Origin of the sequence: Rathayibacter sp. PhB152 (assembly GCF_003751395.1) — a bacterium.
GTDB classification, from domain to species: Bacteria; Actinomycetota; Actinomycetes; order Actinomycetales; family Microbacteriaceae; genus Rathayibacter; species Rathayibacter festucae.
Genome location: NZ_RJUT01000001.1, coordinates 209,207 through 235,417, shown reverse-complemented (window position 1 = coordinate 235,417; position 26,211 = coordinate 209,207). Strand labels below are relative to the sequence as shown.

Below are 26,211 nucleotides of genomic sequence, written 5' to 3'. Positions count from 1 at the left end.
GGCCTGACGACACGACGCCGACCACATCACCGCTCTCTGGAGACACGCCATGACCCACCACCCCGCCGACACCCGCTACGACCGCATGACCTACAACCGCTCGGGCCGCAGCGGCCTGAAGCTGCCCGCGCTCTCGCTGGGCCTGTGGCACAACTTCGGCGAGACGAAGCCGATCGAGACCCAGCGCGCGATCGTCCGCCGCGCCTTCGACCTCGGGATCACCCACTTCGATCTCGCCAACAACTACGGCCCGCCCTACGGCTCCGCCGAGACGGCGTTCGGCCGGATCCTCGCGGAGGACCTGCGCCCGTACCGCGACGAGCTGGTCCTCTCCACGAAGGCCGGCTACGACATGTGGCCCGGCCCCTACGGCGATCACGGCTCGCGCAAGTACCTGCTCTCCTCGCTCGACCAGAGCCTCGGCCGCCTCGGCGTCGAGTACGTCGACGTCTTCTACTCGCACCGCCCCGACCCCGAGACCCCGATCGAGGAGACCATGGGCGCGCTCGCGACTGCGATCCAGCAGGGCAAGGCCCTCTACGCGGGCGTCTCGAACTACTCGCCCGAGCAGACGATCGCCGCCCGCGACGCGCTCGCCGCGTACGGGGTGCCGCTGCTGATCCACCAGCCCCGCTACTCGATGCTCGACCGCCGGCCCGAGGAGTCGGGCCTGCTCGATCTCGTGGAGCGGGAGGGCATCGGCGCCATCGTCTTCTCCCCGCTGGAGCAGGGGCTGCTCACCGACCGCTACCTCTCCGGCGAGATCCCGCCGGACTCGCGTGCCGCGGTCGGGCACTTCCTGAAGCCCGGGGCCCTCGAGGGCGACTACCAGCGGCTGATCCAAGGCCTGAAGGAGGTCGCGGACGGGCGCGGCCAGAGCATCGCCCAGCTCGCCCTGAACTGGGTGCTGCGCTCCTCCGCTGTCACCTCGGCGATCATCGGCGCCTCGAGCGTGCAGCAGCTGGAGCAGAACGTGGCGGCCCTCGACGCGCCGCCCCTCTCGGCGACCGAACTCGTGGCGATCGAGGATCTGCTCCAGCACTGACACCGTGCCGACCGGCGTGCTCGGATGCATCCACACGTCGGTTCCCGGCCCCGCGAGTCGAGGGCGTCCTGAGGGACGAGGCGCCACGCGGCATCGGACATCGACGTCCGCTAGCCGACGATCCTGTCCAGGGTCGCGGCGGGAAGATCGAGCCGGTTCAGCAGGCGGAGGACGACGAAGACGCTGGGGTTGTCCTGGTCGCCGCGCTCGATGCGGCGCAGAGTCGCGGTTCCGACGCCTGCGTCGCGCGCGAGGTCCTCCTGGCGGAGCCCCCGCTCCAGCCGGGCTCGGCGCAGGTGCGCTCCGAGCCGGCGTGCGGAGTCGGTGGTGGGGTGGAGAGGTCGAGGCATCGGCGATCGGCCCTTCGGTGCTCAGTCGGACGGGATCGGGGTGCCGCGCCGGCCGTAGGCGCCGGCGGCGAGGAACGCGGCGGCCAGCAGTGCGGCGACGAGCCAGAAGGCGTTGAGGAGCCCGAACGACTCCGAGAGGCCGCCGATGACGGGCGGGCCGGCGAGGTTCGCGAGGTAGCCGACGGAGGCGACGATGCTGACGCGGGCGGCCGGGTTCGGACCGCTGTCGGCGGCGGCGGACATGCCCAGGGGGAAGCCCATCGAGACGCCGACCGCCCAGAGCACCGTCCCGAGGAGGATCAGCCAGGTGGGCCCGCCGAGGATGAACAGCACGAGCCCCAGCACCCCGACGGCGGCCGTGATCCGGATGGTGGCGACGCGGCCGATGCGGTCGACGACCGGGCCGCCGACGACGCGGGCGATCGTCTCACCCAGGGCGAAGACCGTGAAGAAGAGCGCGGCGACCGTCTCGGTCTGTCCGTGGCCGTCGCGGGCCGAGAGGGACAGCCAGCTGTTCGCGGTCCCCTCCCCCAGCTCGGCGCCGAACATGACCACGCCGATGAGCAGAAGCCGCCAGTCGGCCAGGACGCGCAGCCGCTGACGCCAGCCACTCGAGGCCGGGGCTCCCGCGGCGCTCGCCTCGACGGCCTGCGCCGCCGGAAGGTAGCGGACCGCGATCAGGCCGGCGATCGCGATCAGCACCGCCTCGGCGCAGAACTGCCACTCGAAGCGGATCCCGGCCGCCGATGCGCCGGCGCCGATCACGGAGCCGAGGATCGCGCCCGCCGACCAGGCCGCGTGCAGCAGCGGCATCAGCGTCTTCTGCACGGCGGCCTCGACCGCCGCACCCTCGACGTTGATCATCACGTCGAGCGAGCCGACCCCCAGGCCGACCGCGACGAACCCGACGATCGTGATGCCGAGGGAGCCCGCGACTCCGGCTCCGAGACCGACGACGGCCACGCCGGCAGCGGTCGTCAGGAGGGCGCCGAGGATCGCGCGCCGGGCACCGAGCTTCGACAGCAGCAGCGCCGCGACGCCCAGGCCGGCGATCGAGCCGACGGTCACGCCTGCCAGGGCGAGGCCGATCACGGCGTCCCCGATTCCCAGGGAATCGCGGATGCTCGGGAGTCGCGGACCCCAGGTGGAGACCGTGACGCCCCCAAGGGTGAACATCACCATGACGGCGTTCCGCCACGCGGCGATCGAGTGGCGAGAGGGGGCGAGGGCGGTGCCGTGAACGTTCACAGGCCAGACGCTAGCAGAGGTCGACGCAGAACCGTGAACGTTCCGATTGCAGCAGGGAAGGAGAGCTCGGGCGAGCGCCTCGGTGCGCCGACCCGTGCAGTCGCGGTCAGGCGGAGTCGCGCAGGAGGAGTGTGAGCCCGACGACGGACTCCCCCACCGGCCCCGTTCCGCCGTCGGAGAAGGCCCGCTCGAGCAGCATGACGGCCGCCTCCGCGAGCCGAGCCTTGTCGATCGCCAGGGTCGTCAGCTCGGGCGTGACGAGTCGGCCGATGTCGAGGCCGTCCACGCCGATCACCGCCACCTCTTCGGGCACGCGGCGCCCGGCCCTCGCCAGCGTCTTGAGCACGCCCAGCGCCATGACGTCGTTGTAGACGAGGACCGCGTCGAGCTCCGGGCACCGCTCCAGCAGCTCGCCGGCCCCGCGCATCCCGCCCTCCATGCTCTCCTCCGCGACGAGTGCCGGCAGGTCCCGCCAGGACAGGCCGTGCTCCTCGAGACCTGCCCGGAAGACGTCGCGGCGGACGTCGGTCCCCACCTCCGAACCGAGGAACGCGATCCGGCGCCGGCCCTGCGCGACGAGACGATCGACGGCCGCCCGGACCCCCTGCTCGACCTCGAGCACGACCCGCCCGTTCAAGCGCTCGTCGGCGGGCCCGTCGATCATCACCAGCGGCAGTCGTCGCTGCCCGCCCCGCAGCACGTCCTCGGGCAGCAGCGACAGGGTGTCCGTGCGGCAGCCTGTGAGCACCAGCGCGTCGACGCCCGAGACGATCGTCGCGAGCTGCCCGCGCGCCTTCCCCCGGTCCGTGCCGACGTCGCAGAGCAGCACGCCCCAGTCCCGATCGGCCGCGACCCGGTTCACCGCCGCGGCGAGTTCCGCGAAGTACGGGTTGCTCAGGTCCTCGAGCACGAGCCCGATGATCGTGCGGCGCCCGCGGACCATGCTCTGCGCCGCCCGGTTCGGACGGTAGTTCAGCTCCCGCGCCGCCGCGATCACACGCGCCTTCGTCGTCGCCCGGACATCCGCCATGTCGTTGAGAGCACGGCTGACCGTCTGCCGCGACACGCCTGCGACCCGCGCCACGTCGATGATCGTCGCCGGAGCAGGAGGAACGGACATGGCACGAGGGTACGCGCTGGGCGCGCCCCCTCTCAGGGCCGTCGGAGTCCCCGCTGCGACTCACGGCCGTCCGGCCCGGGGCGGACGTCCGGTGTCGAGACTTCACGCGCCCGTGACGCGGGGACCGTCCGCTCTGCGTCCGCGACCTGCTCGTCGATTGCGCTCTCGACGTCCAGCAGCAGCCATTCCGAGGTCCCCGCCGCGGCTCAGAACAGCCGGACCGCGTCCTTCGGCTCGTCCAGCCCGCGCACCAGCGTCGGGATCCGCTTCTTGAAGGCGAAGAACCCGCGCGAGGCCGAGGGCCAGGCGGTGCCGTCCCAGCGGCGGCGCACGGTGACGAGCGCGATCCCCTCCTGAGCGAGGGCGGAGCGGAGCTCGTCCAACCGCTCCTGCACGGGACCGACCGGCGCGTACGGGACCACGACGGTGTCGAGCCGCTCGGACGCGGCCCAGTCGACGACCGTCGCGGGGAGCGCATCGGCCAGCACCCGCGCCGGCCGGCCGCCCTTGTCCGGCGTGTGCTCGGCGGCGTCGGCGATCGCCGCGGCGGTGAAGGCGTGCACGGCATCGGAGACCGCGAACGGCGAGCGCTCCCCCGGGTCGGCGACGACCGCGGTCGCGATCGGCCGCTCCGCCAGTCCGGGCTGCTCGGCGAGGAGGCTCCCCGCGTCGAGGTCCTCCTCGTGCAGCAGGAGTCCGGGGCGGGTGCCGAGGGTGCCGACGACGTCGTCCGGCTCGATCGGCGTGCGGGGCGGGAAGTGCTCCTCCCCCAGCGCGGGCGCCGAGCCGGCGAGGCCCTGCGGCGAGAAGCGCCCCTCGGTGTACTTGGCGATGTTGGACGCGGTCGCGAGGTACGTCTTGCCCGGGGTCTGCAGGCCGGCCACCCAGCGCCAGGACAGGGTGTTGGAGGCGGCGTCGCCGTCGAGCAGGTGCCGGTAGAAGAAGTCGGCGCCGAGCTGCCAGGGCAGGCCGAGCGTGAAGACCCAGATGCTCGCGAACCACATGCGCGTGTGATTGTGGAGGTACCCGGTCTCGACGAGCTCCTGCACCCAGGCGTCCATCGCGTCGATGCCGCTCCGGCCCTCGATCGCGTCGGCGTAGCCGGTCGGGAGGTGCCCCTCGAAGTCGCGCACCTCGCGGCGGTAGCGGCGCCACACCTCGGGGTTCTGCTCGAGCCAGCCCTTCCAGTAGGTGCGCCAGAACACCTCCTGGACGAACTTCTCCGCGGCGGTGAGCTTGTGGCGGGCGAGGACCGCGGCGACGACCTCCCGCTCGGTGACGAGCCGGTGGCGGAGGTAGGGGGAGAGCCCGGAGACGTTGCTCCGGGACGGTCCGTGGTCGTGATTGCGCTCGCGCGTGTAGGCGGAGCCGGCGCGCGCGACGAAGTCGTCGAGCGCCTCGAGACCGGCGGCTCGGGTCGGGATGAACATCCCGCCATCATGCGTCGCGCTCCGGGGCGGGGGCTGACAGCCGCGGATCGCCTCGTCGCCCGCGACCGCGCGCACCCGCGGCCGTCGGTCATGCTGGGGAGGTGGAGAGCGTCGCGGAGTGGCCGACCGGCGAGTGGCTCGTGGACCCGGTGACGCAGGTCGAGTGGGGGCGGCGTCGAATGCTGGCTTTGTCGGGAACAACGGCAGTCGGGATCTGCTCGTTACTAGTGTGAAAGCCCCACGTCATGTGGGGCTTTTGCAGTTTCCGGGGAAGCGATGCCGCAGAGGCGGCCGGATCGTTACCGCCCTGCGTCTACACCGCCAGCGGTGGGCACAGACCGTGACCGGCTCGGACCGGCTGCGCGGACCTCGTGCGCTATTCGTCGATCGCGTCGTCAGTGAGATCCGCCTCCGAGGCACGTCGAGCAGAGTTCGTATTGGTCGTGACCACTCGACTCGTCACGCCTGCGACGGTGGACTGCCTGATGAGCCGAGTCTCTGCAATGTTCGAAGTCACGAGCATCAACTCTGCGTTCTCCTCGCATCGCGATCTGCCGCTCGGTGCGTACAGGCCTCAGATCACATCCTCTGGAACGAATCTCCCGCCGAGGATATCGGTCGGATCGTGGCGACCTTCCCACCACCGCTCCCTCGAACGCTCGAGGGCGAGAGTCTCTTCGACCTCGACATCCAGAATAGTCAGTGTCGAGTAGTCCTCCTTGGTCAGGGCGCGCAACAGGATGTTCGGATACTCGTCCCACCCGAGAGCGCCCTGCAGGAGGACATTCTCACCTGCTTCCAGGCAATAGCGAAGGATGCTGTCGGCGATCGAGGCCGATTCCTGATGAACGAGAGTCGCCAGCTCCATGGGCTGAATCGACAGACCGTCGGAGAGTGGAATGTCGAGAAGATCGTTGAAGGTCCCCTCGTCGAGGGCTCGATGAAGCAACAAGGACTTCACCTCGTCCGGGTCGATGTTGCGATAGTCCGAATCCAGGTAGCCCTCCTCGCGCAGAAACGAGGTCTTCCCGGCTCCAGGGGGACCTGCGGTGACGACCGCGATCGCCCCGGCCGTCGATACATTCTCCTGCCGCCCCAGATAAGCCCGAGCGATGTGGGCGGCACGGACGACTCACTGACCGGGAGTGAAGGCATGCCATGTCGCCCTCGGGCTGTCCCGCCCCAGAATCGCCCCTGGCTTGCACATCGCTTCGAGCTCGTCGGCAACGTAATCGCGCCGCGCGTCACTCATGCTTTGCCGCGATCATCTCGTGCCCGGCGATGATCACGTCCAGCTCCTCTTCCGAGATGCTTCCGTTGATCACCAGTCTCGTCAGCTGATCCCACGATCCCGGTACGTAACCCCAATCAGGAGCATCCTCCGGAAAAAGACCCTGCTGGTAGGGATAGGCCGCCAGCAGCTCGATCAAGGTCTGGCGGTCCAGATTACCCGCGACATGATTCGCGTAGAGCTCCTCGGGATCGAGGGCGAACGCCGCGGGGTCGTCTCGGACTGCCTGTATATGGCGGTACACCGCAGTCTGCGGCTTGGCGACAAGTCGCGAGATGTCCCGCTGAGTCATTCCAGCGCCACTCGCCCAGTAGATCAGCCGGACGGTCACTCTTTCGGCGGCGCGCTGGCGCGCAGCTTGCCCCATCAGAGCAGAAGACAGGAAGAGCTTCACTGCGGGGCCGCTCGGCACCGGCCTCTCGGCACTGTGACGAGCAGTGACGCCGCCCATGCGCCCGTCCTCCATCAGTGCCGGCAGAGCAGTGAGCCCCGAGATCGAAGGGGTCGCCTTCAAGCACTCCGCCACCTCGAACAGGACGTCCGCCGACTGGGTGAATCGGCTTCTCAAGGCATCCAGGAACTCGGAGGAGTAGGTCGAGTTCTGCTCCTGGATGGACTCGAACCACGCCCACGGCGGACGAGCATCGCGTTCCTCCGCCCGGGGCTCGAAGCCGACACCCACCATGCAGGCCGCTGCGGACAGCACGAGGTGACGTTCTTCTGATGTTCCGGAGCCATCGACATGCGAGCGCGCGACGCGAGCGAGAACCGACCGGGCTTCGTCCACGTCCCCTCGGTCGAGTAGTTCGAGGACGTCAGCCGCAAGCTGTCGGGCTGTGATCGCCTGGTACGCCAATCCTGGCCTCCACATCTGATTCAATCTGAATCATGACTCTACGCCGGTCGGCCAGCGGGCGGTAGCTCCGTCCAGAGCGCGCGCGGCGACGTCCGGGCAAGTGCGAGAGTCCAGCCTTGACCCGTTGTGGCCCGCCGATGTGACTCGTCACACGGGACAGAGTCGACCAGCCCCTCAGCAGGCGCGCTCGTTGCTCTCGGGCGAAGCGGAACGTCTGCTCGCCGGCATCTGGGAGCAGACGCAGACCGGTCTCTGAGCAGGTTCGCGCTGTCGACACGGTCGTCAGACGTCCGGATCGCCGCGGAGGAACGACTCGACAGCCTCGATGACCGCGCTGCCCCGGTCCTCGCGAATGGCGGTGATCGGCGTGTCCTCGTGGAGCACAGGGTTGCCGCCGAGGAACCACTGGCGCGCGACGTGCTCCGACTCCGACTCGGACAGCGCGACCCAGACGCGATGGCCGAGCTGCAGCCGGCGCGTGAAGTCCGTGGACGGGCGCGGGCCGTCGGGTTTCGCCCATTTGCTGGGCAGCTTCCGGTCCTTCGAGCCGGTCATCGCCGCGACGAGCGTCGGGCCCAGACCCTGGACGAGCACGGCAGCGACCTCGTGGACGTCCATCCGCGCGGTTCTCGCGTGCTGACCTGTCGTCACTGCAGTGGGCATGGCACCCTCCTCGGGAGCATCGTTACCCCTACTTTACCCCCGGGTTCTCCGACGGCGGCGGTGTGACGAGGCCCTCCCGCCGTCGCCGCGCACCTACCCCTTCGCCTGGAAGTACACGTCCACGAAGTAGTTCGTGGAGTTGTACGACGACGACGGCATGACCCCGCCGGATCCGTAGCGGTAGACGCCGTTGTCGCCGGAGGCCGAGGTCAGCGCCCCGTTGGTGACCGGCGAGGCGAGCCCTGCTCCCGTGGCGGCGTAGTAGCCCGCCGGCGCGAGGTACGAGACCGTGTAGCGCGCGCCCGGCACGAGCTCGACCGGTGTCGCGAAGGCGGCGCTCTGCCAGCCGGTCGCCGTCTCGCCGGTGAAGGTCACCTGCGCGATCCGCGTGCCGGAGGCGTCCCACAGCGAGCCGACGTGGGTGCCCGTGTTGCGGGAGCCCTTGTAGAAGGCGATGCCGGTGGCGCTGCCCGCGGTCGACGCGGTGAAGGACATCCCGACCTCGACCGAGGACGAGTCCTCGGCGGAGGCGGTCGCGGGGGTCGCGTCGGCGAACAGGCGCGTGCCGGACGGGGTGACCGGCGTGGGCGTCGGGGTCGGCGTGGGCGCCGCCGACGGCGTGAACGAGACGTCGACCAGGTAGTTCGTGGTCGAGCGCTGCCCCGCGAAGCCGCCGGAGTAGGTGTAGGCGCCGGAGTCGCTCGCGGTGACGAGCGGGCCGCGCGTGGATCCGGAGCCGAAGCCGTTGATCGTGGCGGAGTAGTTGCCGGTGGTCGTCGTGTAGGCGGCGACGTAGTCGGTGCCGCCGGTCACGGCCACCGGGGTGGCGAATGTCACCTGCTGCCAGCCGGCCGTGCTCTCGGCGGTGAAGGTCGCCCGGCCGATCTCGGCGCCGGTGTCGGCGTTCGAGAGCGTGCCGACGTGGGTGCCGGTGTTGCCGGGGCCCTTGTAGAAGCGGAGCGAGGTGACGGTGCCGTTCACGAGCGGCGCGAAGCGCACGCCCAGGGTGACCGGGGTGCCCTCGGCGACCTGCGCGATGCCGGGGGTCGTCGAGTCGTCGAAGAGCCGGCAGGGGCAGGCTCCCGCGACGGTGTCCGGCGCCTGGGTGGTGAAGGTCCAGCTGCCGCCGGCGGTGACGGTGCCGCCGCCGCTCGCGGTGCCGGCGAGCGTCGCGGTGTACCCGGTCGACGCGGCGAGCGGGGCGGTGGGCGTGAAGGTGGCGGTGCGAGTGGTGGCGTTGTACGCGGTGCTGCCCGCGACGCTCGCGCCGGCGGCGGTCTTCAGGGTCATCGCGACCGTGCTCGCCGTCACCGCCTTCGAGAAGACGGCCGAGACCTTCGTCGACGGCGCGACGCTCGAGGAGCCGGCCAGCGGTGCCTGCGAGCCGACGCTCAGCGGCGTGGCGTCGACCGTGCTGTAGACGGCGTCGACGTAGTAGTTGTTCGCGCGGTAGCTGTCGGTCGGGAAGCCGCCGGTGGTGCTGTAGACCCCGGCGGGCGTCGCTCCGAAGCCGCCGGCGACCGTCAGCGGGGCGGCGGCGTAGCCGGTGCTCGACCAGAACCAGTCCGCGGCCGCGTAGCGCCCGGCCGTGGTCGTGTACGAGACGACGTAGGTGGTGCCGGCGGTGACGGCGACCGGCGCGCCGAACGTGGCGGTCTGCCAGCCGCTCGCCGTCTCGTTCGCGAAGGCGACGGTGGCCAGCTGCCGGCCGTCGACACTCCAGAGGGCGCCGGTGTGCGGGCCGGTGTTCGCCGCGCTCTTGTAGAAGCGGACGCCCTGGATGAAGCCGTCGGCGCTGGGGGTGAAGCGCAGGCCCAGGGTGGCCGGATCGACGTCGCCGGAGTCCGCGGTCTTCGGCACCTCGGCGCCGAAGACGGTGGCCGTGCCGGTGATGGTGACGGCGCGGCTCGTGACGGCGCCGATGTTGGCGCTGTCGTCGACGGCGCGCACCCGGATCGAGCCGGTGCCGGTGCCGTGCTGGACGTAGCTGTAGGTCCAGGACGTCGTGCCGGTCGCCGGGTGCCAGGTGGCGCCGTCGGTCGAGACCTCGACGCCGGCGACCTTGCCCGCGGCGTCGGACGCGGTGCCCGAGACCGAGACCGTGCTGCCGTTGGCCTTGCTCGTCGCGCCCGACGGGTTCGTGACCGAGACGGTCGGGCCCGCGGTGTCGGTGCTCTTCGTCGCGGCGACCAGGCCGCTCATCAGCGTGGTGGGCTGCACGCCCATGTCGGCGAAGAGGTTCACCTGCGCCTGCTGCATCCGGACGTCGGCGGCTGCGCCGTTGCCGTCGTGCTCCTGATCGAGGCCCCAGGTCCACTGCACGGAGCCGGCCGAGAAGACGAGCGCGCCGCTCGCCGCCTTGTACAGGGTGAGGTTGTGCCGGGTGGTGCCCGCGGCGACGGTGGTGCCGAAGTCCTGCAGGTACTCGGGGACGGCGCCGGTCGTCGTCGAGAGGCGGATCAGGCCGGGCGGACGCGAGCCGTTGTCGACGTCCTCGTTGGACTCGTAGCCGATGGTGTGCGGGGCGAGCGCGGCGCTGCTCCCGGTGGCGAGGCCGGTGAGCGAGGTGTTGCGCCAGAGCCGCAGCTTCCCCTCCGCGGCGCTGACCGTCACCGGCAGATCGGAGTAGTTCACCATGTAGAGCGTGCCCGCGAGGCTGTTCTCGGGCCGGCCGCCGCCGTTCGCCACCGAGGCGAAGCGCGGGTCGCGCCAGGTGCCGGTGGACTCGGGCGACGGGTCGGTCTTGGCGTTCGCCCAGGTCTCCTTGTAGGTGACGACGGTGCGGTAGTCCTGGCCACCCGCGGTCGGCGAGGGCTCGTAGCGGGTGCGCCAGTAGTTCTCGTTGCCGGAGAGGAACTGCAGGTTCACGCCGGCGTCGCGCGCGGCGGTGACGTTCGCGCGCTGGGCGCCGGACCAGTACTCGTCGTGGCCGACCGAGAGGAAGCTGCGGTGCTGCTTCAGCGCCGAGCCGAAGCGGTCGGTGTCGACGCCGCTGAAGTAGCTGACGTCGTAGCCGTTGCGCTCGAGGAAGCGCACCAGCGGGAACTCGTTGGCGAAGTAGAAGTCGCGGCCCTGGTTGTCGCCGCGGGTGGTGACGGGGCGGTTGTAGCTGAGCTTGTAGGCGCGGCCGTTGGCGCCGCCGCTGTAGAAGTTCGAGCCGCCGTAGGTGTTGTAGGCCTGCCAGGTCGGGTCGGAGGTCTGGAAGAGCACGGCCGAGGTGCTGGCGGTGTCGCGCACGACGAAGGTGATCTGGCTCCGGCCGCCCGTGTCGGCGCGGGTGAGCAGGGCGACGTAGACGCCGGAGACGGCGGTGCTCGGCACGTCCCAGCCCGCCGAGACGGCCCACGTGCCGCAGTCGTAGAGCTCGGTGGTGACGTCGGAGAGGCACTCGGGCTGGACCTGCGGGAGGGCCGCGGTCGGGGTCACCGAGGTGATCAGGCGGGCGCCCTTCCCGGCGTACCAGCCGGTGCGGTAGACGTCGATGGAGTACGCCGCGGCGTCGGTGTCGATCTTGAAGTCGATCCGCTGGCCGACGTTCACGCTGATGTCGGTGGAGTAGCCCTGGATCGACGGGTCGCCGGCTCCGGTGATGTCCCAGACGGAGGGGTCGGTGCCGGGCTTCGCGTTCTCGCAGACGATGGCGTTCTGCCCGGGCGCGCAGGCGGTGTCGGCGCTCGCGGTGGGGACGACGAGGCCGACCACGGCGAGGGCTGCGGCGGCGGCGATCGCGAGGAGCGACGCGCGGAGGCGGCCCCGGCGGGTCGGCGGGAGGAGCCGCGGCGTCAGGGGGGTGCGAGGCGTGAGGGGTGTGCGGGGCGTCAGGGGGGTGCGCGGAGCGGGGGCGGGGTCCATCGGGGACGCCTTTCGGGGGTCGTTCCCGCGTCGGGTACGCGGGAGCCGGCGACGGGGCGCGTCCGGGGACGTGCCGAGCCCGGGTCCGCGAGGGTCCTGCAGCTCCCCCGCCAGGATCGGGGAAGAGGGGGACGCCGGGCGGGTGGACCGGGAATGCCGAGCAGGACGACGGTACCGGAAGCAGAACGCGCCAGGGGGTCGATTGGGCAACGATTCGTGGTAATGCGCTGTGCGGCGCCGGACTTCCGATGTCGACGTGACCGGGGCGGGGACATCCCAAGCCGCTCGTCGCCGATCCGACGCCGGATCGTTACCGAGAGAGCGCTCTCTCACGACGTACTCTGGTCGGACGCAGCTGGGGGGCTACTCCCCCTCGTCGCTCCATCACTCAACGAGGAGGAACCATGCGGTCATCCCTGCACCGTCGTCTCACCCTTCCGGTCGCCGTTCTCGCGGCCGCCGGAATCGCCCTCGCGGGCTGCTCCAGCAGCAGCGACCCCAACGACCCGAACGCCGGCGGTGGCGCGAGCTCCGGCGGCGCAGCGGGCGACGGCTCCGTCACCGTCTACGGCACCATCAACGGCGACGAGGCGACCCTGCTCGAGCAGTCGTGGGCGGACTGGGAGAAGGAGTCCGGCATCGACATCAAGTACACCGGCGACAAGGGCTTCGAGCAGCAGATCGGCATCAAGGTGCAGGGCGGTGACGTCCCGGATCTCGCGATCTTCCCGCAGCCGGGACTGCTCGCCGACACCGTCGCCTCGGGCAAGGTGAAGGAGCTGCCCGAGGGCGCCCTCGCCAACGTGAAGCAGAACTGGTCGGAGGACTGGCAGAAGTACGGCCAGGTCGACGGCACCCAGTACGGCGCGCCGCTGATGGCGAGCGTGAAGGGCTACGTCTGGTACTCGCCGGCGAAGTTCGCCGAGTGGGGCGTCTCGGTCCCGACGACCTGGGACGAGATGGAGGCGCTGGGGAAGACCATCGCCGAGAAGTCGGGCGGACCGTCCTGGTGCGCCGGCTTCGCCTCCGACGCCGCGTCGGGCTGGCCGGGCACCGACTGGATCGAGGACGCGGTGCTCCGCGAGTCCGGTCCGGACGTCTACGACTCGTGGGTCGCGGGCGACACCCCGTTCACCGACCCTTCGATCAAGACAGCGTTCGACAAGGTCGGCTCGATCCTGCTCGACCCGACGCTCGTGAACGCGGGCTACGGCGACGTGTCGTCCATCAACTCGACGGCCTTCGGTGACGTGGCGCAGAACATGGCCAACGGCACCTGCGCGCTGACCCACCAGGCGTCCTTCTTCGAGGGCTTCCTCACCGGAGCCGACGCGACCGTGGCCGAGGACGGCGACGTCTGGGCGTTCCTCACCCCGCCGATCGACGCGGACGACGACCAGGCCGTCACCGGTGGCGGCGAGTTCGTCGCCGCGTTCGCGGACGACGCGGACACCGCGAAGGTCCAGGAGTACCTGGCCAGCGCCGACTGGGCGAACAGCCGCGTGAAGCTCGGCGGCGTCATCTCGGCGAACACCGGCCTCGACCCGGCGAACGCGAGCAGCGACCTGCTGCGCAGCTCCATCTCGATCCTGCAGGACCCGGGCACCACGTTCCGCTTCGACGCCTCCGACCTGATGCCCAAGGCCGTCGGCTCCGACAGCTTCTTCAAGGGCATGGTCGACTGGATCGACGGCTCGAGCACCGACCAGGTCCTCGACACCATCCAGGCGGGTTACACCTCGTAGCGCGCTTGCTGATCGAGTAGCCCGCGCAGCGGGCGTATCGAGATCCGCCGTCTCCAGCAGGGTGGGTCTCGATACGCCGCCTGCGGCGGCTACTCGACCAGCATGGAACGGCACAGATCGGGCTACCCGCCCAGCTCACGCTGATCGAGCAGCCCGCGCAGAACATGCTGATCGAGTAGCCCGCGCAGCGGGCGTATCGAGATCCACCGTCGCCAGCAGGGCGGGTCTCGATACGCCGCCTGCGGCGGCTACTCGACCAGCATGGACAGCGACACAGCCCGCGCAGCGGCCCTCCGCTTGCTGGTCGCGCAGCGGGGCCTCAGCAGGTCGCCGCCGGGTACGGGGCGGTCGTCGTGGTCGTCGCGGGGGTGCCGCCGACCGTGGCGGTGCTGGTCACCGTCGCCGTTCCGGCCGGCATGCTCGTCGCGCGGACGGTGAAGGCGGCGCTGGCGGACTTGCCCGGCGCGACCTTCGGGAACGACTTCGTGCCGTGGCTGGTCTCGACCTTCAGGTCGGCCGGGACCGTCGCGTCGTTGCGGGCGCTGACGGTCAGGACGATCTTGCCGGCGACGCAGCGGCTCGACGCGGTGACGGTCGTCGGCAGCGCCGGCGCGAGCGACACCGTGGTGGGCGTGCCGACGGCGACGGGCGCGATGGTGACCTTGTCGATGTTCGGGGCGTACGCCGTGGCGTTCCCGAGGACGATCGGCGCGGTCCCGGTGGTCAGGGTCAGGGGAATGGTGCGCTCCCAGAAGCTGTCCCACGAGATCGTGTAGCGGAAGTAGGCGCTGCCGACGGTGCCGGCGACCCCCTTCTCCGTCACGTCGATCCGGCGGTCGACGACCTGCGGGTTGTAGTCGTGGCGGCCGCTGAGCTCGGCGTTGGAGTAGGTCACCGAGAGGTCGTAGGCGCCGGCGGTGTCGAAGCCCGCGGCCCGCGCGATCTCGAGGGTGTTGGCCGCGCCGTTGCCGACGAAGCCCACGTACTGCCCGCCCGACACGTTGGAGCCGGTGCTCGCGGCGAGCGAGGCGTTCGCCGCCGCACCTGTCTTCGTCGCGTTTTCGGCCTCGATCGTCGTCGCGGCGGAGTCGGAGTCGGCGGCGCGGGTCGTCGTCACGGTGCTGAGCAGCACGCCGGCGGCGGAGCGCAGCTCGATCTCGTTGATGCCCTCGACGAGGTGCAGTCGGGTGGTCGAGGACCAGAGTCCGGCCGATCCGGAGCTGACGGTGCTGACCGTGCGGCCGTTGACGGACACGTCGATGCTCGACGCTCCGCTCGTGCGGTAGTCGAGCGCGACGTCGTAGTAGCCGGTCTTCCACGCGTTCGCGTAGACGTCGGCGCGCTGCTGGCCGGCGATGCTCGCGAAGCCGCGCGCACCCGCCGCGTCGTAGACGACCTTCGCTCCTCCCGCGTAGCGCAGGGTCGAGGCCGGGTACACGGTCCTCTCGCCGTCGGTGACGTCGGTGAGGAGGAATTTGTCGAGGGTGATGTCGGCGTTCGGGAGCGCGGTCGTGCCGTTCTCGCTGGCGCGCAGCGAGAGGGTGTGCTGGCCGGCGGTCAGCTCGACGGTCACCTCGGCGCTGCCGCGGTACTGCCACTTCTGCGTGTTCGTCAGGGCGAGGTCGGCGGTGTACTGCACGAGCCGGTTCTTCGCGCCGTCGACGAAGAGGGCGTGGCGCCCGGGGACGCCGGGCGTCGATCCGATCACCTGGAAGCGGTAGCTGCCGGTGCGCGGGACGGTGACGGTCCAGTCGGCCTTCGAGGAGGCGTTGTTGAACGATCCGACGTCGCGCCCGCCGGAGGCGAGGAACTTCCAGCCGCCGCCGTCGGTGGGGTTCTGCGTGTAGGCCTGGGCGCCGGTGAGCGCCGTGTTCTCGGCCTCGATGCTGGTCTGCCAGCTCGCGGTGGTGCTGACGACGCGGTCCTGGGCGGGAGTGATGACCACCTGGTAGGCGGCGTAGCGGTCGTAGCTCGGGATCGCGAGATCGAGTGAGCCGGAGGCGAGGGCCGCTCCGTCGACGGCGGCGATCACGCGCGGCGTGCCGTGCACACCCTGCGCGCCGGAGAGGGTCGCCTCGCGGACCTCGACGTCCACGGTCGAGCCGAAGACGGCCGGATCGAGCCCGTCGAGATCGAGGGCGACGTTCTGCGCGCCCGAGCCGCCGTAGAGGACGGTCGCGCGCTTGTTCACCGCGTCGACCGCGCCGATGCCCTGCAGGGTGTCGGCGGTGTTCAGCTTCGGGGGCGTGACCGCGACGGTCTTCGAGCCGTCGAGGTCGCCGTACCACTTGAACATCCACCAGCCGGCGTTCGCCGCGTTCGGGCGGGCGCTGTTGTCGGAGAGGTTGCCGGCGTAGTTCCAGTAGGCGACCTGCGCGTCGACCTTCTCGTCCTCGAACATCGCGAGCCACTGGATCAGCTGGCCGGGCGTGCCCATGTCGCGCAGCATCCCGTACTCGGTGATGTTGATCGGGATGTCGGCGATCCCGCGGGCGTCCTCGAGGGCGCGGTAGTCCTCGAGGTGCGAGCGGAAGGTGGCGAGGTTGTCGATGCCGAGCTCGTGCCAGATCATCACCTGCGGGAGCGTGCCGGTGGACTTCGCGTAGTCGAGGAAGTCCGCGGTGCGATCGGCGTGATAGGAGGCGTCGCCGGGTCCGCCGACGTGCGCGGTGCCCAGGCCGTGGCGGGCGTAGACCTTCTGGATGACGTCGTACGAGGCCTTCCAATCGGCGAGGAAGGTGTCCTTCAGCGCGCCCCAGTCGTTGTACCAGTTGCCGCCGTCCGGCTCGTTGAACGGGATGTGCACGTAGTCCTGCGGGCGGTCCGACTTCGTGGCGACCGCCTCGGTGACGAACTCGACGATCTCGAGGTAGTCCCACACTCCGTTCGGCGTGTTCGTGTACGTGCCGGTCGCCTGGTCGTAGGTGCGGGTGTCGCCCGGGCGCTGACCGCCGTTGTAGGCCCAGTCGGGGTAGTAGTCCTGCGTGTAGATGTACATGTCCTCGCCGTGCTTGGCGAAGAAGCCGTCCTCGACCTTGAGGGCGTCACCGCTCGGGTGCTGGGTGCCGAACGGCGCCTTCTGCGAGGTGTTGGTGATGTGCGCTCCGTCGATGAGCGCCTGCGTGGGCGCTCCTTCGTCGCCGAAGCCGTAGAGGGTGCCGGTGGCACCTCCGCGGAAATCGCCGGTGGACCGCGAGAAGTCCACGGCGAGGGTCTCGGAGCTGCCCGCCGCGCTCGCGGGGGCGGCGACCGCGACGAGGCCGAATCCGCTGAGGGCGACGCCGATCGCGGCGGCGCAGGCCAGTGCTCTGGAGGCTTTCATCATCGAATGCTCTTCCTGTGGGAGGGGACGGCGAGGCGCCGCTGCCAGCACGATAGCGATTTCAGACCCGGCGGGCCAGGGAATTCTGAAATCGGTATCGCATGTCCGTCGTCCTCGGCGATAACGGTTTCATCTCGCCCTTGCGCTCAGCTGAAATCGGTATCAGTATCAGTCGAGCTTCCACCGGGAGCGAGCCCTTCCCACTCCACGACGACGAGGAGCCCCTGTGCCGAACGACCTGACCTGGGGAGACCCCGAGGCCCTGCAGCTGACGTTCGCCTGCGACGCCGATGCTCCGTTCCGGCTGGTGGCGCTGACGGCCCGCGGTGTCGCGCTCCGGGCGACGCACGCCGCTCCGTTCTTCGAGATCACCACCGTCGCCGCCGGTCACGCCCCGGCGAGCAGCCGGCTGACCCACTCGCAGCTCGGCACCGCACTGCGCTACGTCTCGCACCGCGAGAGCGTCGTCGACGGCCTCGACGTGCTGGAGGTCACGGCCGAGGCGCCGGGACTGGTCGCGACCGCCGTGCTCCGAAGGGTGCCCGGCGTCGCCGCCGTCACCTCCGAGGTCGTCGTCAGCGCGGTCGAGCGCCAGGTGCTGCGGTCCGTCGCCTCCTGGAGCTGCGACCCGGGCGCCACCGCCGGCACCGACCCCCGCACCGGCACCGACACCGGCACCGACGCGGCCACCGGCAAGGAGTCCTTCGCCCGCTGGTCCCTGCTGCGCGGCCGGAACGACTGGCTCGGCGAGGGCCGCTGGAGCAGCACGCCGCTGCGCGAGGCCGGCCTGGTCACCCTCCGCGAGGACATCACCGAGCACGACCCGCGCGGCGCGGTCGGCGCGGTCTCGACCGGCAGCTGGTCCACCGGAGAGCAGCTCCCGGTCGCCGGCCTCCACGCCCCCGACGCCGCCCTCCTCTGGCAGATCGAGCACAACGGCGCCTGGCGCTGGGAGGTCGGCGAGGACATCGACGGCGGCTCGATCGCCCTCTCCGGCCCGACGGACCTCGACCACGGCTGGCTCTGCGTGCTCGAGCCCGGCGAGGAGTTCCGCTCCGTCCCCGTCACGGTCGCCGTCGGCGCCGACACGACGGCCGCCGCGGACGCGCTCACCCTCAGCCGCCGGGCCCGGCGCCGCGCGCACCCGGACAACGCGGCGATGCCCGTCGTCTTCAACGACTACATGAACACCCTCGACGGCGACCCGACCACCGCGAAGCTGCTGCCGCTCATCGACGCGGCGGGCGCGGCAGGCGCCGAGATCTTCTGCATCGACGCCGGCTGGTACGACGACAGCGGGGTCGCCGGCGGCTGGTGGAGCAGCGTCGGCGCCTGGCAGCCGTCCACGGTCCGCTTCCCGGACGGCCTCTGCGAGGTGATCGAGCGGATCCGCGCGCGCGGCCTGGTCCCGGGGCTGTGGCTCGAGCCCGAGGTCATCGGCGTGGACAGCCCCCTCGCCGGCGAGCTGCCGGACGACGCGTTCCTGCAGCGGGCCGGCGCGCGGATCGAGGAGCACGAGCGGTTCCACCTCGACCTGCGTCACCCCGCGGCGCGCGCGCACCTCGACGCGACCGTCGACCGCCTGATCGCCGACTTCGGCATCGGCTTCTTCAAGCTCGACTACAACATCGACGCCGGCCCCGGCACCGACCGCGACGCCGACTCGATCGGCGCCGGCCTGCTCGGCCACAACCGCGCCTACCTCGCCTGGCTCGACGGCGTGCTCGACCGGCACCCGACCCTGGTGATCGAGAGCTGCTCCTCGGGCGCGATGCGGCAGGACTGGGCCGTGATGTCCCGCCTGCAGATGCAGTCGACCTCCGACCAGCAGGACTTCCGCCGCTACCCGCCGATCGCGGCCGCCGCGCCGATGATGCTCCTGCCGGAGCAGGCCGCCAGCTGGGCGTACCCGCAGGCCGACATGGACGACGAGGAGATCGCGTTCTGCCTGGTCACCGGGCTGCTCGGCCGGTTCTACCTCTCGGGCTACCTCAACCGGATGTCCGAGCCGCAGCTCGCCCTGGTCCACGAGGCCGTCGCCGCGGCGAAGCGGCTCCGCGGGCCGATCGCCTCCTCCTCGCCGCGCTGGCCGCTCGGGCTGCCGGACTGGACGGACGACGCGGTCGCCCTGGCGCTGCGGACCGAGGACGAGCACCTCGTCTCGGTCTGGCGCCGCAGCAGCAGCGACGACGTCGTGCTGCACGTCCCGGAGCTGCGCGGGCAGGACGTCGACGTCTCGGTCGTGTTCCCGGTCGCGCTGACGGCCTGGCCCGTCGAGTGGGAGCCCGGCACCGCCCGCCTCACCGTCCGGCCCACCGGCTCCGGTCCCTCCGCCCGCACCTTCCGCCTGTCCCTCCGCACCACCTGACCCCTGCCGGATCCACCCGTCCCGGCACACCCTCTCCACACACAGAAAGCTCGAGTATTTCGATGAAGAAGTCACTCCTCAGCGCGGCCGTCCTCACCGCGGCCTCCGCCCTGCTCCTCGCCGGCTGCAGCGACCCCGGGGCCGGCGGCGGCACCGCGGGCGGCGACGCCGCACCCGCCTCCTGGCCCGCCCAGGACGCCGACCTGTCCGGCACCGACCTCACCATCTGGGCCGCGCAGAACTCCAACACCGTCCCCGAGTCGGTCATCGAGGGCTTCGAGGAGCTCACCGGTGCCAGCGTCGACGTCGAGACCATCCCCGACCCCTACGAGCAGGGCGTGCAGACCAAGGTCGCCACCGGCGACAAGCCCGACCTCGCCTTCTGGCAGCCCACCGCCTCGCAGCTCACCGCGCTGAACGCCTCGACCAACCTGCAGAGCCTCGACGGAGCGCCCTGGCTCGAGGACGTCGACCCCTCGCTGAAGGACATCACCGGCCTGCTCGACGACACCCGCTACGCCGCGCTGGTCACCACCCCCGCGGTCGAGGGCGTCTACTACAACAAGAAGGTCTTCGAGGCGAACGGGATCACCGAGACGCCGACCGACTGGGACTCGTTCGTCGAGCTCGGCCGGCAGCTGAAGGACAAGGGCGTCACCCCGTTCTTCGAGATGGGCGCCGACCGCTGGGCCACTCAGTGGTGGGTGCAGGTGCAGCTCGCCGACGCCGCGAAGGACGGCCTCTGGGACCGCGTGAACTCGGGCGAGGAGAAGTTCACCGACCCGACCATCCAGGGCACGATCGACACCTACAAGGGCCTGATCGACGAGGGCCTGTTCAACGAGGACATCAAGACCGCGACCTTCGAGGACCAGGGCGCGGCCCTGCTCGCCGGCGACGCGGCGATGGTCGTCCAGGTCAACTCCTTCTTCGGCCAGCTGCAGTCGCTGTCCGACACCGCGACGCTCAACGACACCATCGGCTTCTTCCCGATCTCGCCCTCGGGCAACGTCGGCACCTTCATCCCGGACCAGTCGAACGCGCTCGTCGCCTTCGCGACCGGAGACGAGAAGAAGGAGGCGGCCTCGCGCCAGTTCCTCTCCTACTGGCTCGGCGACGGCTACTCGGACTTCGTCACCGCGCAGGACACCATCTCGCTCCAGCCCTCGGTCACCACGCCCGACACCGTGCCCACCGCCCTCGTCTCGGTCAGCGACTCCGTCGGCGACTCGGTCGGCTCGATGCAGGCCCAGGCCATCGCGAACCCCGACCTCTACATCTACCTCGCCGACATGATCCAGGGCACCAAGACCCCGGAGCAGGTCGCGCAGGCCACGCAGGACCAGTTCGCGCAGCTCGCGAAGGCGCAGGGCGCCACCGGCTTCTAGCCGCTCGACACCGGGGCCCGGCCACGACGGCGGGCCCCGGACCCTCCCGCGCACGACCCCCTCTCTCGAAAGGCAGTGCCCCGCGTGTCCACCACCCGAGCCGCCGCGCCACCCCGGGTCCTCGCCCGCGCCGTGAAGACCGGCGGCATGCCGAGCGGACGCCGCTCCGACCACCCGCTGGTCTTCCTCGTGCCGGCCCTGCTGGTCCTGATCGTCTTCTTCTTCGTGCCGACGGTGTTCAACTTCGTCTACGCCTTCACCGACTGGTCCAGCTTCAAGGCCGCCATCGGCTTCGTCGGCGTCGCGAACTTCGTCGACCTCTTCCAGAGCGGCACGCTGATCCAGGCGCTGCGGGTGACGCTGGTCTACGCGGTGCTCGTCGCGGTGTTCCAGAACGTCTTCGGCCTGATCCTCGCGCTGCTGCTGGAGAAGGACACCCGGGTCAACCGCTTCGCCCGGGTGATGTTCTTCATCCCGGTGATCATGTCCGCCCTCGCGGTCGGCTACGTGTTCCAGGCGCTGCTGAAGCCCGACGGTGCGCTGAACGGGATCCTCTCCTTCGTCTCCGGGCAGCCGGTCTCGATCGCCTGGCTCGGCGACACCACCTGGACGATCGTCGTCGTCGCCCTGATCCACTCCTGGAAGTGGATGGGCCTGTCGATGCTCATCTACCTGGCCGGGCTCAAGACGATCTCGGGTGACGTGCTCGAGGCCGCGCGTCTGGACGGCTCGTCCTGGTGGCAGACCTTCCGCGACATCCGCTTCCCGCTGATCGCGCCGGCGCTGACCTTCAACGTCGCCACCGCGCTGCTCGGCTCGATGAACGGCTTCGACATCGTCCAGGCCACCACCGAGGGCGGCCCCGGCGGCACGACCGAGCTGCTCAACATCTTCATCTTCCGCACCTTCGGCCAGGGCCTGTTCGCCCAGGCGACCACGATGAGCCTGATCCTCTTCGTCACCGTCGCCGTCCTCGCCTTCCCCGTCATCCGCACCCTGCGCCGTCGAGAGGACGTCCTGTGAGCACCGTCATCGAGCGACCGGTCACGTCCGCTCCCGCGGCCCCGGAGTCGCGGGTCCGCCGCTCCCGCCGCCCGCTGCTGCAGCCGATCGCCGCCCTCGCCAGCGTCGCCCTGCTGCTCGGCGTGCCGTTCTGGCTGATCATCAGCACCGCGGGCAAGACCCAGGCCGAGGCGCTGAACCCGAACCTCGCCGCGCCCTCGCAGTGGCAGCTGCTCGAGAACTTCGCGACCGTCTTCACCGACGGCCGCATGGTCCCCGCGTTCCTCGGCAGCGTCCTCGTGATGGTGCCCTCGGTGCTCGGCGTGCTCGTGCTCGGCTCGATGGCCGCCTGGATCCTCGGCCGCCGCACCGGCCGCGGCATGGCCGTCGTCTACGCGCTCGCCATCAGCGGCATCGTCCTGCCGCCCGCGGTCGTCACGGTGGTGCTGTTGCTGCGCCAGCTCGGCCTCGCCGGCACCGCCGTGGGCATGGTCGGCGTGTACATGGGGATGTACCTCTCGACCGTGATCTTCTTCGTCACCGGCTTCGTCCGCACCATCCCCGCGGAGCTGGAGGAGGCGGCCCGCGTCGACGGCGCGCGGCCGATCCGGGTGTTCTTCACGATCATCCTGCCGCTGCTGATGCCGGTGCTCGCGACCGCGACGATCCTGATCTGCCTCTACATCTGGAACGACGTCTTCTACGCGCTCTTCGTGGTCGGCGGCCGGCTCGACACCCTGCCGCTGAACCTCTACCAGGTCGCCAGCGCCGGGCTCTACCTGCAGAACTGGCATCTGATCTTCTCCTATATCATCCTGATGAGCCTGCCCCTGCTCCTGGTGTTCGTCTTCGCTCAGCGCAAGATCATCTCCGGCATCACGAGCGGCGCGGTGAAGTGACCACCGCCGGAGCCCGCGGCACCGAGCCGGTCGCCCTCGCTCCGTCGTGGCTCGCCGGGCACTTGCAGGACGGTCGAGGACGGAAGCGGGACGGCGTGACGCGCGACAGGTCGACGAGGGCCCCGGTCATCGCCGACGTCGCCCGCCTCGCCGGCGTCTCGGTGCCGACCGTGTCGCGGGTGCTGACCGGTGCCGCGCGGGTCGCCCCCGACAAGCGCGAGCGGGTGCTCGCCGCCATCGCGGAGCTCAACTACCGGCCCAGCGCCGTCGCCCGGAACCTCGTCACCCGGCGCTCGCGCACCATCGCCGTCGTCGCCGGCAACACCTCGCAGTACGGCTACGCCGAGGCGATCCGCGGCATCGAGGAGGAGGCGCGGGCCGGCGGCTGGACCGTCACCATCACCGTCGTCGAGTCGGCGGACCCGGAGCACGTCGAGCGGGCGCTCTCCTCGGTGCTCGACCAGAGCCCCGACGGGATCGTCGTCCTCAAGTTCGATCCGCCCGGCGTGGCCGTGCTCGCGGCGATCCCGGAGACCGTGCCCGTCGTCGCGCTCTCGGGGGTCCGCGGGCGACGGCCGCAGGCGGTGCTCGACGAGCTCCGCGCGGCCCAGGCGCTGACCGAGCACCTGCTCGAGCTGGGGCACGCGACGGTGCACCACATCCGCATCCCGCCGTCGCGGCGCGAGGACGGCCGGACGACCGGCTGGCGCCGCGCGCTGAAGGCCGCGGGAGTGACCACGGCGCCGACCCCGCTCGAGGCGACCTGGGAGCCCGAGTCCGGGCGGCTGCTCGCCGCGCGACTGGTCGAGGACCCGACCGTCACCGCCGTCTTCTGCGGCAACGACGAGATCGCGATGGGAGTCATCAAGGGCATCACCGAGGCGGGCCTCCGCGTCCCCGAGGACATCAGCGTCGTCGGCTTCGACGACCACCCGCTCGCCCGGATGTGGACGCCCGCCCTGACCACCGTCCGCCAGGACTTCGCCGGCCTCGGCCGCCGCGGCTTCGGCCTGCTCCTCCCCGCGATAGAGGGCCGCACGGGCGCCGCCTTCTCCTCCGAGCTCCCGGAGCTCGTCCTCCGCGAGAGCACCGCGGCCCCGCGCCCGCGCGCCTGACCGCGGCGGGCGTGGAGAGAGGCACGCCTCCCGGAGGGGCGGGTCTCGATACGCCGCCGCCGGCGGCTACTCGACCAGCATGCATGGCGGCGCAGACCGTCCCCTCCCCCGCGGATCGGGCAGCCCGCCCTCCTGGCCCCCACATGCTGATCGAGCAGCCCGCTCCGCGGCCACCCTCTGCTGATCGAGCAGACCGCCCTCCGGACCCTCACATGCTGATCGAGTAGCCCGCGCAGCGGGCGTATCGAGATCCACCATCGCCGGACACATCGCGATTTGCTCCTGCCGCAGCGTCATGTGGTCTGCTCGAAGCACGTCCCGACCCGACCCGGAAGGCCAGCCATGCATCCGTTCCCGACCCCGCCCCGAGAGGTCCTGATCGGCGACGCCGCGGCGTTCGTCGGCGTCACGCCCCGGACGATCCGCCACTACCACCAGATCGGCCTGCTCCCCGAGCGGGAGCGGGGCGGCGACGGGCGCCGACGGTACGGGCACGCGGAGATCGTCCGGCTGCTCTGGATCCGCCGGACGGCCGACGCCGGGATCGCCCTCGACGACATCCGCGACGCCTTCGCCGGCGCCGAGCCGGTGGTCGCGGACGACGAGGACGAGGTCGCCGCCGTCCTCGCCCGGCTGGAGGAGACCCTCGTCGCGCAGGAGGCCGAGCTGCAGCGGCAGCGGGCGTCGGTGCAGCGCATGCGCTCCCTCGGCAGCCGGCTGGGCCTGCTCGACGACCTCGTCTCCGGCCGCCTCGAGAGCGCGCCCGAGGGCTCGCTGCGCCAGGACGACCTGGACGTCCTGCTGGTCACCGAGCGGGTGTTCGGCCCGCTCGGCGCCGCCATCCAGGCAGGCCGCTTCGCCGCTCTCGCCGCGCACCCCGACCTGCGCGCCGCGTCCGACCGCGTCGACGCCGCCGAGGAGGCCCTGGACGATACCGTCGCTGTCGACGACCCCCGCGTCGCGCAGGCGGCGGCCGAGCGGCACGCCTTCGAGACGGAGCTGCTGCGCGTCTGCACGGAGTCCGGTCAGCTGGAGGAGGACGACGCTCTCGCCGCGGCCTGGGGCGAGCGGCACCCGCCCGAGGACGCCGAGACGCCCACCCCCGCGGCCGATCCGCGCGCCAGGAGCGCGGCGGACGTCATCCGGAGCCTGCCCTATGACTTCTCCCCCGCCCGCGTGCGCTGCATGGAGCTGGCGGTGCAGCTCGGCGTGGAGGAGACGCCGGCGTCCTGACCGCGCGGGGTCAGCCCGCGCGGATGCGGTCGGCGAGCTCCTGCGCGTCCTCGTCGCCGCGGAGGATCTGCACCGAGTCCCCCTCGATCGCCTGCAAAGGCGGGCGCGCGAGTGGACCCGGAACGGGCTCCGGCCCGGGCGCGGGCCCGACGTGCGTTCACTCGCGCGAGCCGGCAGCGCCGAGTGGACGCGTACAGGGGCCTGCTCGCGACACGAGGCCCGTCGCGGGTCCACTCGAGGACTCGTGGTGATCGAGTAAGCCGCGGAGCGGGCGTCTCGAGATCCACTGTGCCCAGGAGGGCGGGTCTCGATACGCCGCCGGAGGCGGCTACTCGACCAGCATGTGCCGGACGCGTGACCTCCCGCACGGCGGACCCGGAGCATGCTGATCGGGCAGCCCGCGGAGCGGGTTCTCCTCGTGCTGAGCGGCCTGCCCGCACGGCCGGCCCGCCTCACGCTGATCGACCTGCCCGCTTCATGCTGATCGAGTAGCCCGCGGAGCGGGCGTATCGAGATCCACCGCGTCCAGCACGCCGGGTCTCGATACGCCGCCGGAGGCGGCTACTCGACCAGCATGGAAGGCGCACGCCGGCGGCTGCTCGGCCGGCGTGCGTCGGCTCACTCGAAGAGGGAGAGGGTGAGCGTGGAGCTGTAGTCGCCGGCGTCGACGGTGGTCGGCGTCTTGAGGGTCAGGGCCGCGTTGGCGGTCCAGGAGCCCTCCTCGGCGACTCCGGCCGAGTCGTTGGTGATCGCGAGGAGCTCCTGGTCGACGAGGCCGACTCCGTCCGGGCCGCCGTCGATGGCGGTGTCGACGACGTCGCCCTCGGCGACGAGGCCGGAGTCGCCGCCGTCGATCAGGTTCGGCGCCCAGCCGAGGTTCTCCGCGCCGATGGTGTCGCCGGTCGACGAGGTGAAGTCGCTGGCGGTTCCGAGCACGTACCAGCCGGCACCGGCGGGGATGTCGGCCGGATCGCGGGTGTCGGTCACCGTCACGGTCGGCAGGGTGCCGGTGAACTGGCGGACCACGCTGGTCGAGCCGTTCTCGGTCAGGGCGGTGGCGTCGCTCGCGACGGTCATCGACAGCGAGCCGGGCGTGGTGAGCGGGGCGATCTGCACGTTGACGTCGACGTCGTCGGCGCCCTGCTGCTCGTCGGCGAACGCGGTGCCGGCGACGCCGAGCAGAAGCAGGCCTCCGGCGAGACCGGCGGCGCCGCGGGTGAGAAGGGGGCGGATCCGTGTGGAGCGGGTGGTCATGGCGGGGGTTCTCCGTTCTCCGGCCGGCCT

General features: G+C 71.2%; 18 protein-coding genes. 8 read left to right on the top strand and 10 right to left on the bottom strand.

From position 1 onward, the window contains the following. The first annotated feature begins 49 nt into the window (after positions 1-49). Positions 50-1,045, top strand: a complete 996-nt coding sequence (locus EDF36_RS01005; RefSeq protein ID WP_123731530.1) for an aldo/keto reductase — start codon at positions 50-52, stop codon at positions 1,043-1,045. A gap of 110 nt (positions 1,046-1,155) precedes the next feature. Here EDF36_RS01005 and EDF36_RS01000 read toward each other — a convergent pair whose 3' ends face one another. The 8 genes from EDF36_RS01000 to EDF36_RS00965 form a co-directional block, all read right to left on the bottom strand. Next, the gene (locus tag EDF36_RS01000) at positions 1,156-1,395 is read right to left on the bottom strand and encodes a helix-turn-helix domain-containing protein (RefSeq protein WP_123731529.1); all 240 of its coding nucleotides are present in this window, start codon (positions 1,393-1,395) and stop codon (positions 1,156-1,158) included. 21 nt (positions 1,396-1,416) lie between these two features. After that, positions 1,417-2,643 carry an MFS transporter gene (locus tag EDF36_RS00995; RefSeq protein ID WP_260300472.1) on the bottom strand — a complete coding sequence of 409 codons (1,227 nt, stop codon included), beginning with the start codon at positions 2,641-2,643 and terminating at the stop codon, positions 1,417-1,419. Positions 2,644-2,749: 106 nt separating this feature from the next. Further along, positions 2,750-3,763, bottom strand: a complete 1,014-nt coding sequence (locus EDF36_RS00990; RefSeq protein WP_123731528.1) for a LacI family DNA-binding transcriptional regulator — start codon at positions 3,761-3,763, stop codon at positions 2,750-2,752. Positions 3,764-3,969: 206 nt separating this feature from the next. Continuing rightward, positions 3,970-5,193 (bottom strand): FAD-binding domain-containing protein, encoded by a 1,224-nt coding sequence (locus tag EDF36_RS00985; RefSeq protein WP_123731527.1) that lies wholly within the window; start codon positions 5,191-5,193, stop codon positions 3,970-3,972. A 574-nt stretch (positions 5,194-5,767) separates the two neighbouring features. Then, positions 5,768-6,292, bottom strand: a complete 525-nt coding sequence (locus tag EDF36_RS00980; RefSeq protein ID WP_260300503.1) for a zeta toxin family protein — start codon at positions 6,290-6,292, stop codon at positions 5,768-5,770. Positions 6,293-6,437: 145 nt separating this feature from the next. Further along, positions 6,438-7,271, bottom strand: coding sequence for a hypothetical protein (locus tag EDF36_RS00975; protein ID WP_148059934.1), 834 nt, complete (start codon positions 7,269-7,271; stop codon positions 6,438-6,440). Between the two features lie 351 nt (positions 7,272-7,622). Then, a complete protein-coding gene (locus EDF36_RS00970) occupies positions 7,623-8,003 on the bottom strand; it encodes a hypothetical protein (RefSeq protein ID WP_123731524.1) in 381 nt (126 codons plus the stop codon). Between the two features lie 93 nt (positions 8,004-8,096). Continuing rightward, positions 8,097-11,855 carry a DUF4082 domain-containing protein gene (locus tag EDF36_RS00965; protein ID WP_123731523.1) on the bottom strand — a complete coding sequence of 1,253 codons (3,759 nt, stop codon included), beginning with the start codon at positions 11,853-11,855 and terminating at the stop codon, positions 8,097-8,099. Positions 11,856-12,259: 404 nt separating this feature from the next. Here EDF36_RS00965 and EDF36_RS00960 point away from each other — a divergent pair, with 404 nt between their 5' ends. Further along, entirely contained in the window at positions 12,260-13,600 is a 1,341-nt protein-coding gene (locus EDF36_RS00960) for an ABC transporter substrate-binding protein (protein ID WP_123731522.1), read from the top strand. Positions 13,601-13,919: 319 nt separating this feature from the next. On the opposite strand, the gene EDF36_RS00955 is transcribed toward EDF36_RS00960, so the two are convergent. After that, positions 13,920-16,922 carry a CBM35 domain-containing protein gene (locus EDF36_RS00955; protein ID WP_185020319.1) on the bottom strand — a complete coding sequence of 1,001 codons (3,003 nt, stop codon included), beginning with the start codon at positions 16,920-16,922 and terminating at the stop codon, positions 13,920-13,922. A gap of 226 nt (positions 16,923-17,148) precedes the next feature. Between EDF36_RS00955 and EDF36_RS00950 the strand changes: the two genes are divergently transcribed. The 6 genes from EDF36_RS00950 to EDF36_RS00925 all read left to right on the top strand — a co-directional run bounded on the left by EDF36_RS00950 (position 17,149) and on the right by EDF36_RS00925 (position 24,927). Continuing rightward, positions 17,149-19,290 carry a glycoside hydrolase family 36 protein gene (locus tag EDF36_RS00950; protein WP_123731521.1) on the top strand — a complete coding sequence of 714 codons (2,142 nt, stop codon included), beginning with the start codon at positions 17,149-17,151 and terminating at the stop codon, positions 19,288-19,290. Between the two features lie 62 nt (positions 19,291-19,352). Continuing rightward, positions 19,353-20,678: an ABC transporter substrate-binding protein gene (locus EDF36_RS00945; RefSeq protein ID WP_123731520.1), complete on the top strand. Its 1,326-nt coding sequence runs from the start codon at positions 19,353-19,355 to the stop codon at positions 20,676-20,678. An 84-nt stretch (positions 20,679-20,762) separates the two neighbouring features. Further along, positions 20,763-21,701, top strand: a complete 939-nt coding sequence (locus tag EDF36_RS00940; protein WP_243599493.1) for a carbohydrate ABC transporter permease — start codon at positions 20,763-20,765, stop codon at positions 21,699-21,701. Next, a complete protein-coding gene (locus tag EDF36_RS00935; protein WP_260300471.1) occupies positions 21,698-22,579 on the top strand; it encodes a carbohydrate ABC transporter permease in 882 nt (293 codons plus the stop codon). Before EDF36_RS00940 ends, EDF36_RS00935 begins: the two co-directional genes overlap by 4 nt. Before the next feature lie 95 nt (positions 22,580-22,674). Beyond that, the gene (locus tag EDF36_RS00930) at positions 22,675-23,694 is read left to right on the top strand and encodes a LacI family DNA-binding transcriptional regulator (protein WP_123731911.1); all 1,020 of its coding nucleotides are present in this window, start codon (positions 22,675-22,677) and stop codon (positions 23,692-23,694) included. Between the two features lie 342 nt (positions 23,695-24,036). Then, positions 24,037-24,927, top strand: a complete 891-nt coding sequence (locus EDF36_RS00925; protein ID WP_123706204.1) for a MerR family transcriptional regulator — start codon at positions 24,037-24,039, stop codon at positions 24,925-24,927. Between the two features lie 618 nt (positions 24,928-25,545). Here the strand turns inward: EDF36_RS00925 and EDF36_RS00920 are convergent. Continuing rightward, positions 25,546-26,181, bottom strand: a complete 636-nt coding sequence (locus EDF36_RS00920; RefSeq protein ID WP_123731519.1) for a hypothetical protein — start codon at positions 26,179-26,181, stop codon at positions 25,546-25,548. Positions 26,182-26,211 lie beyond the last annotated feature (30 nt).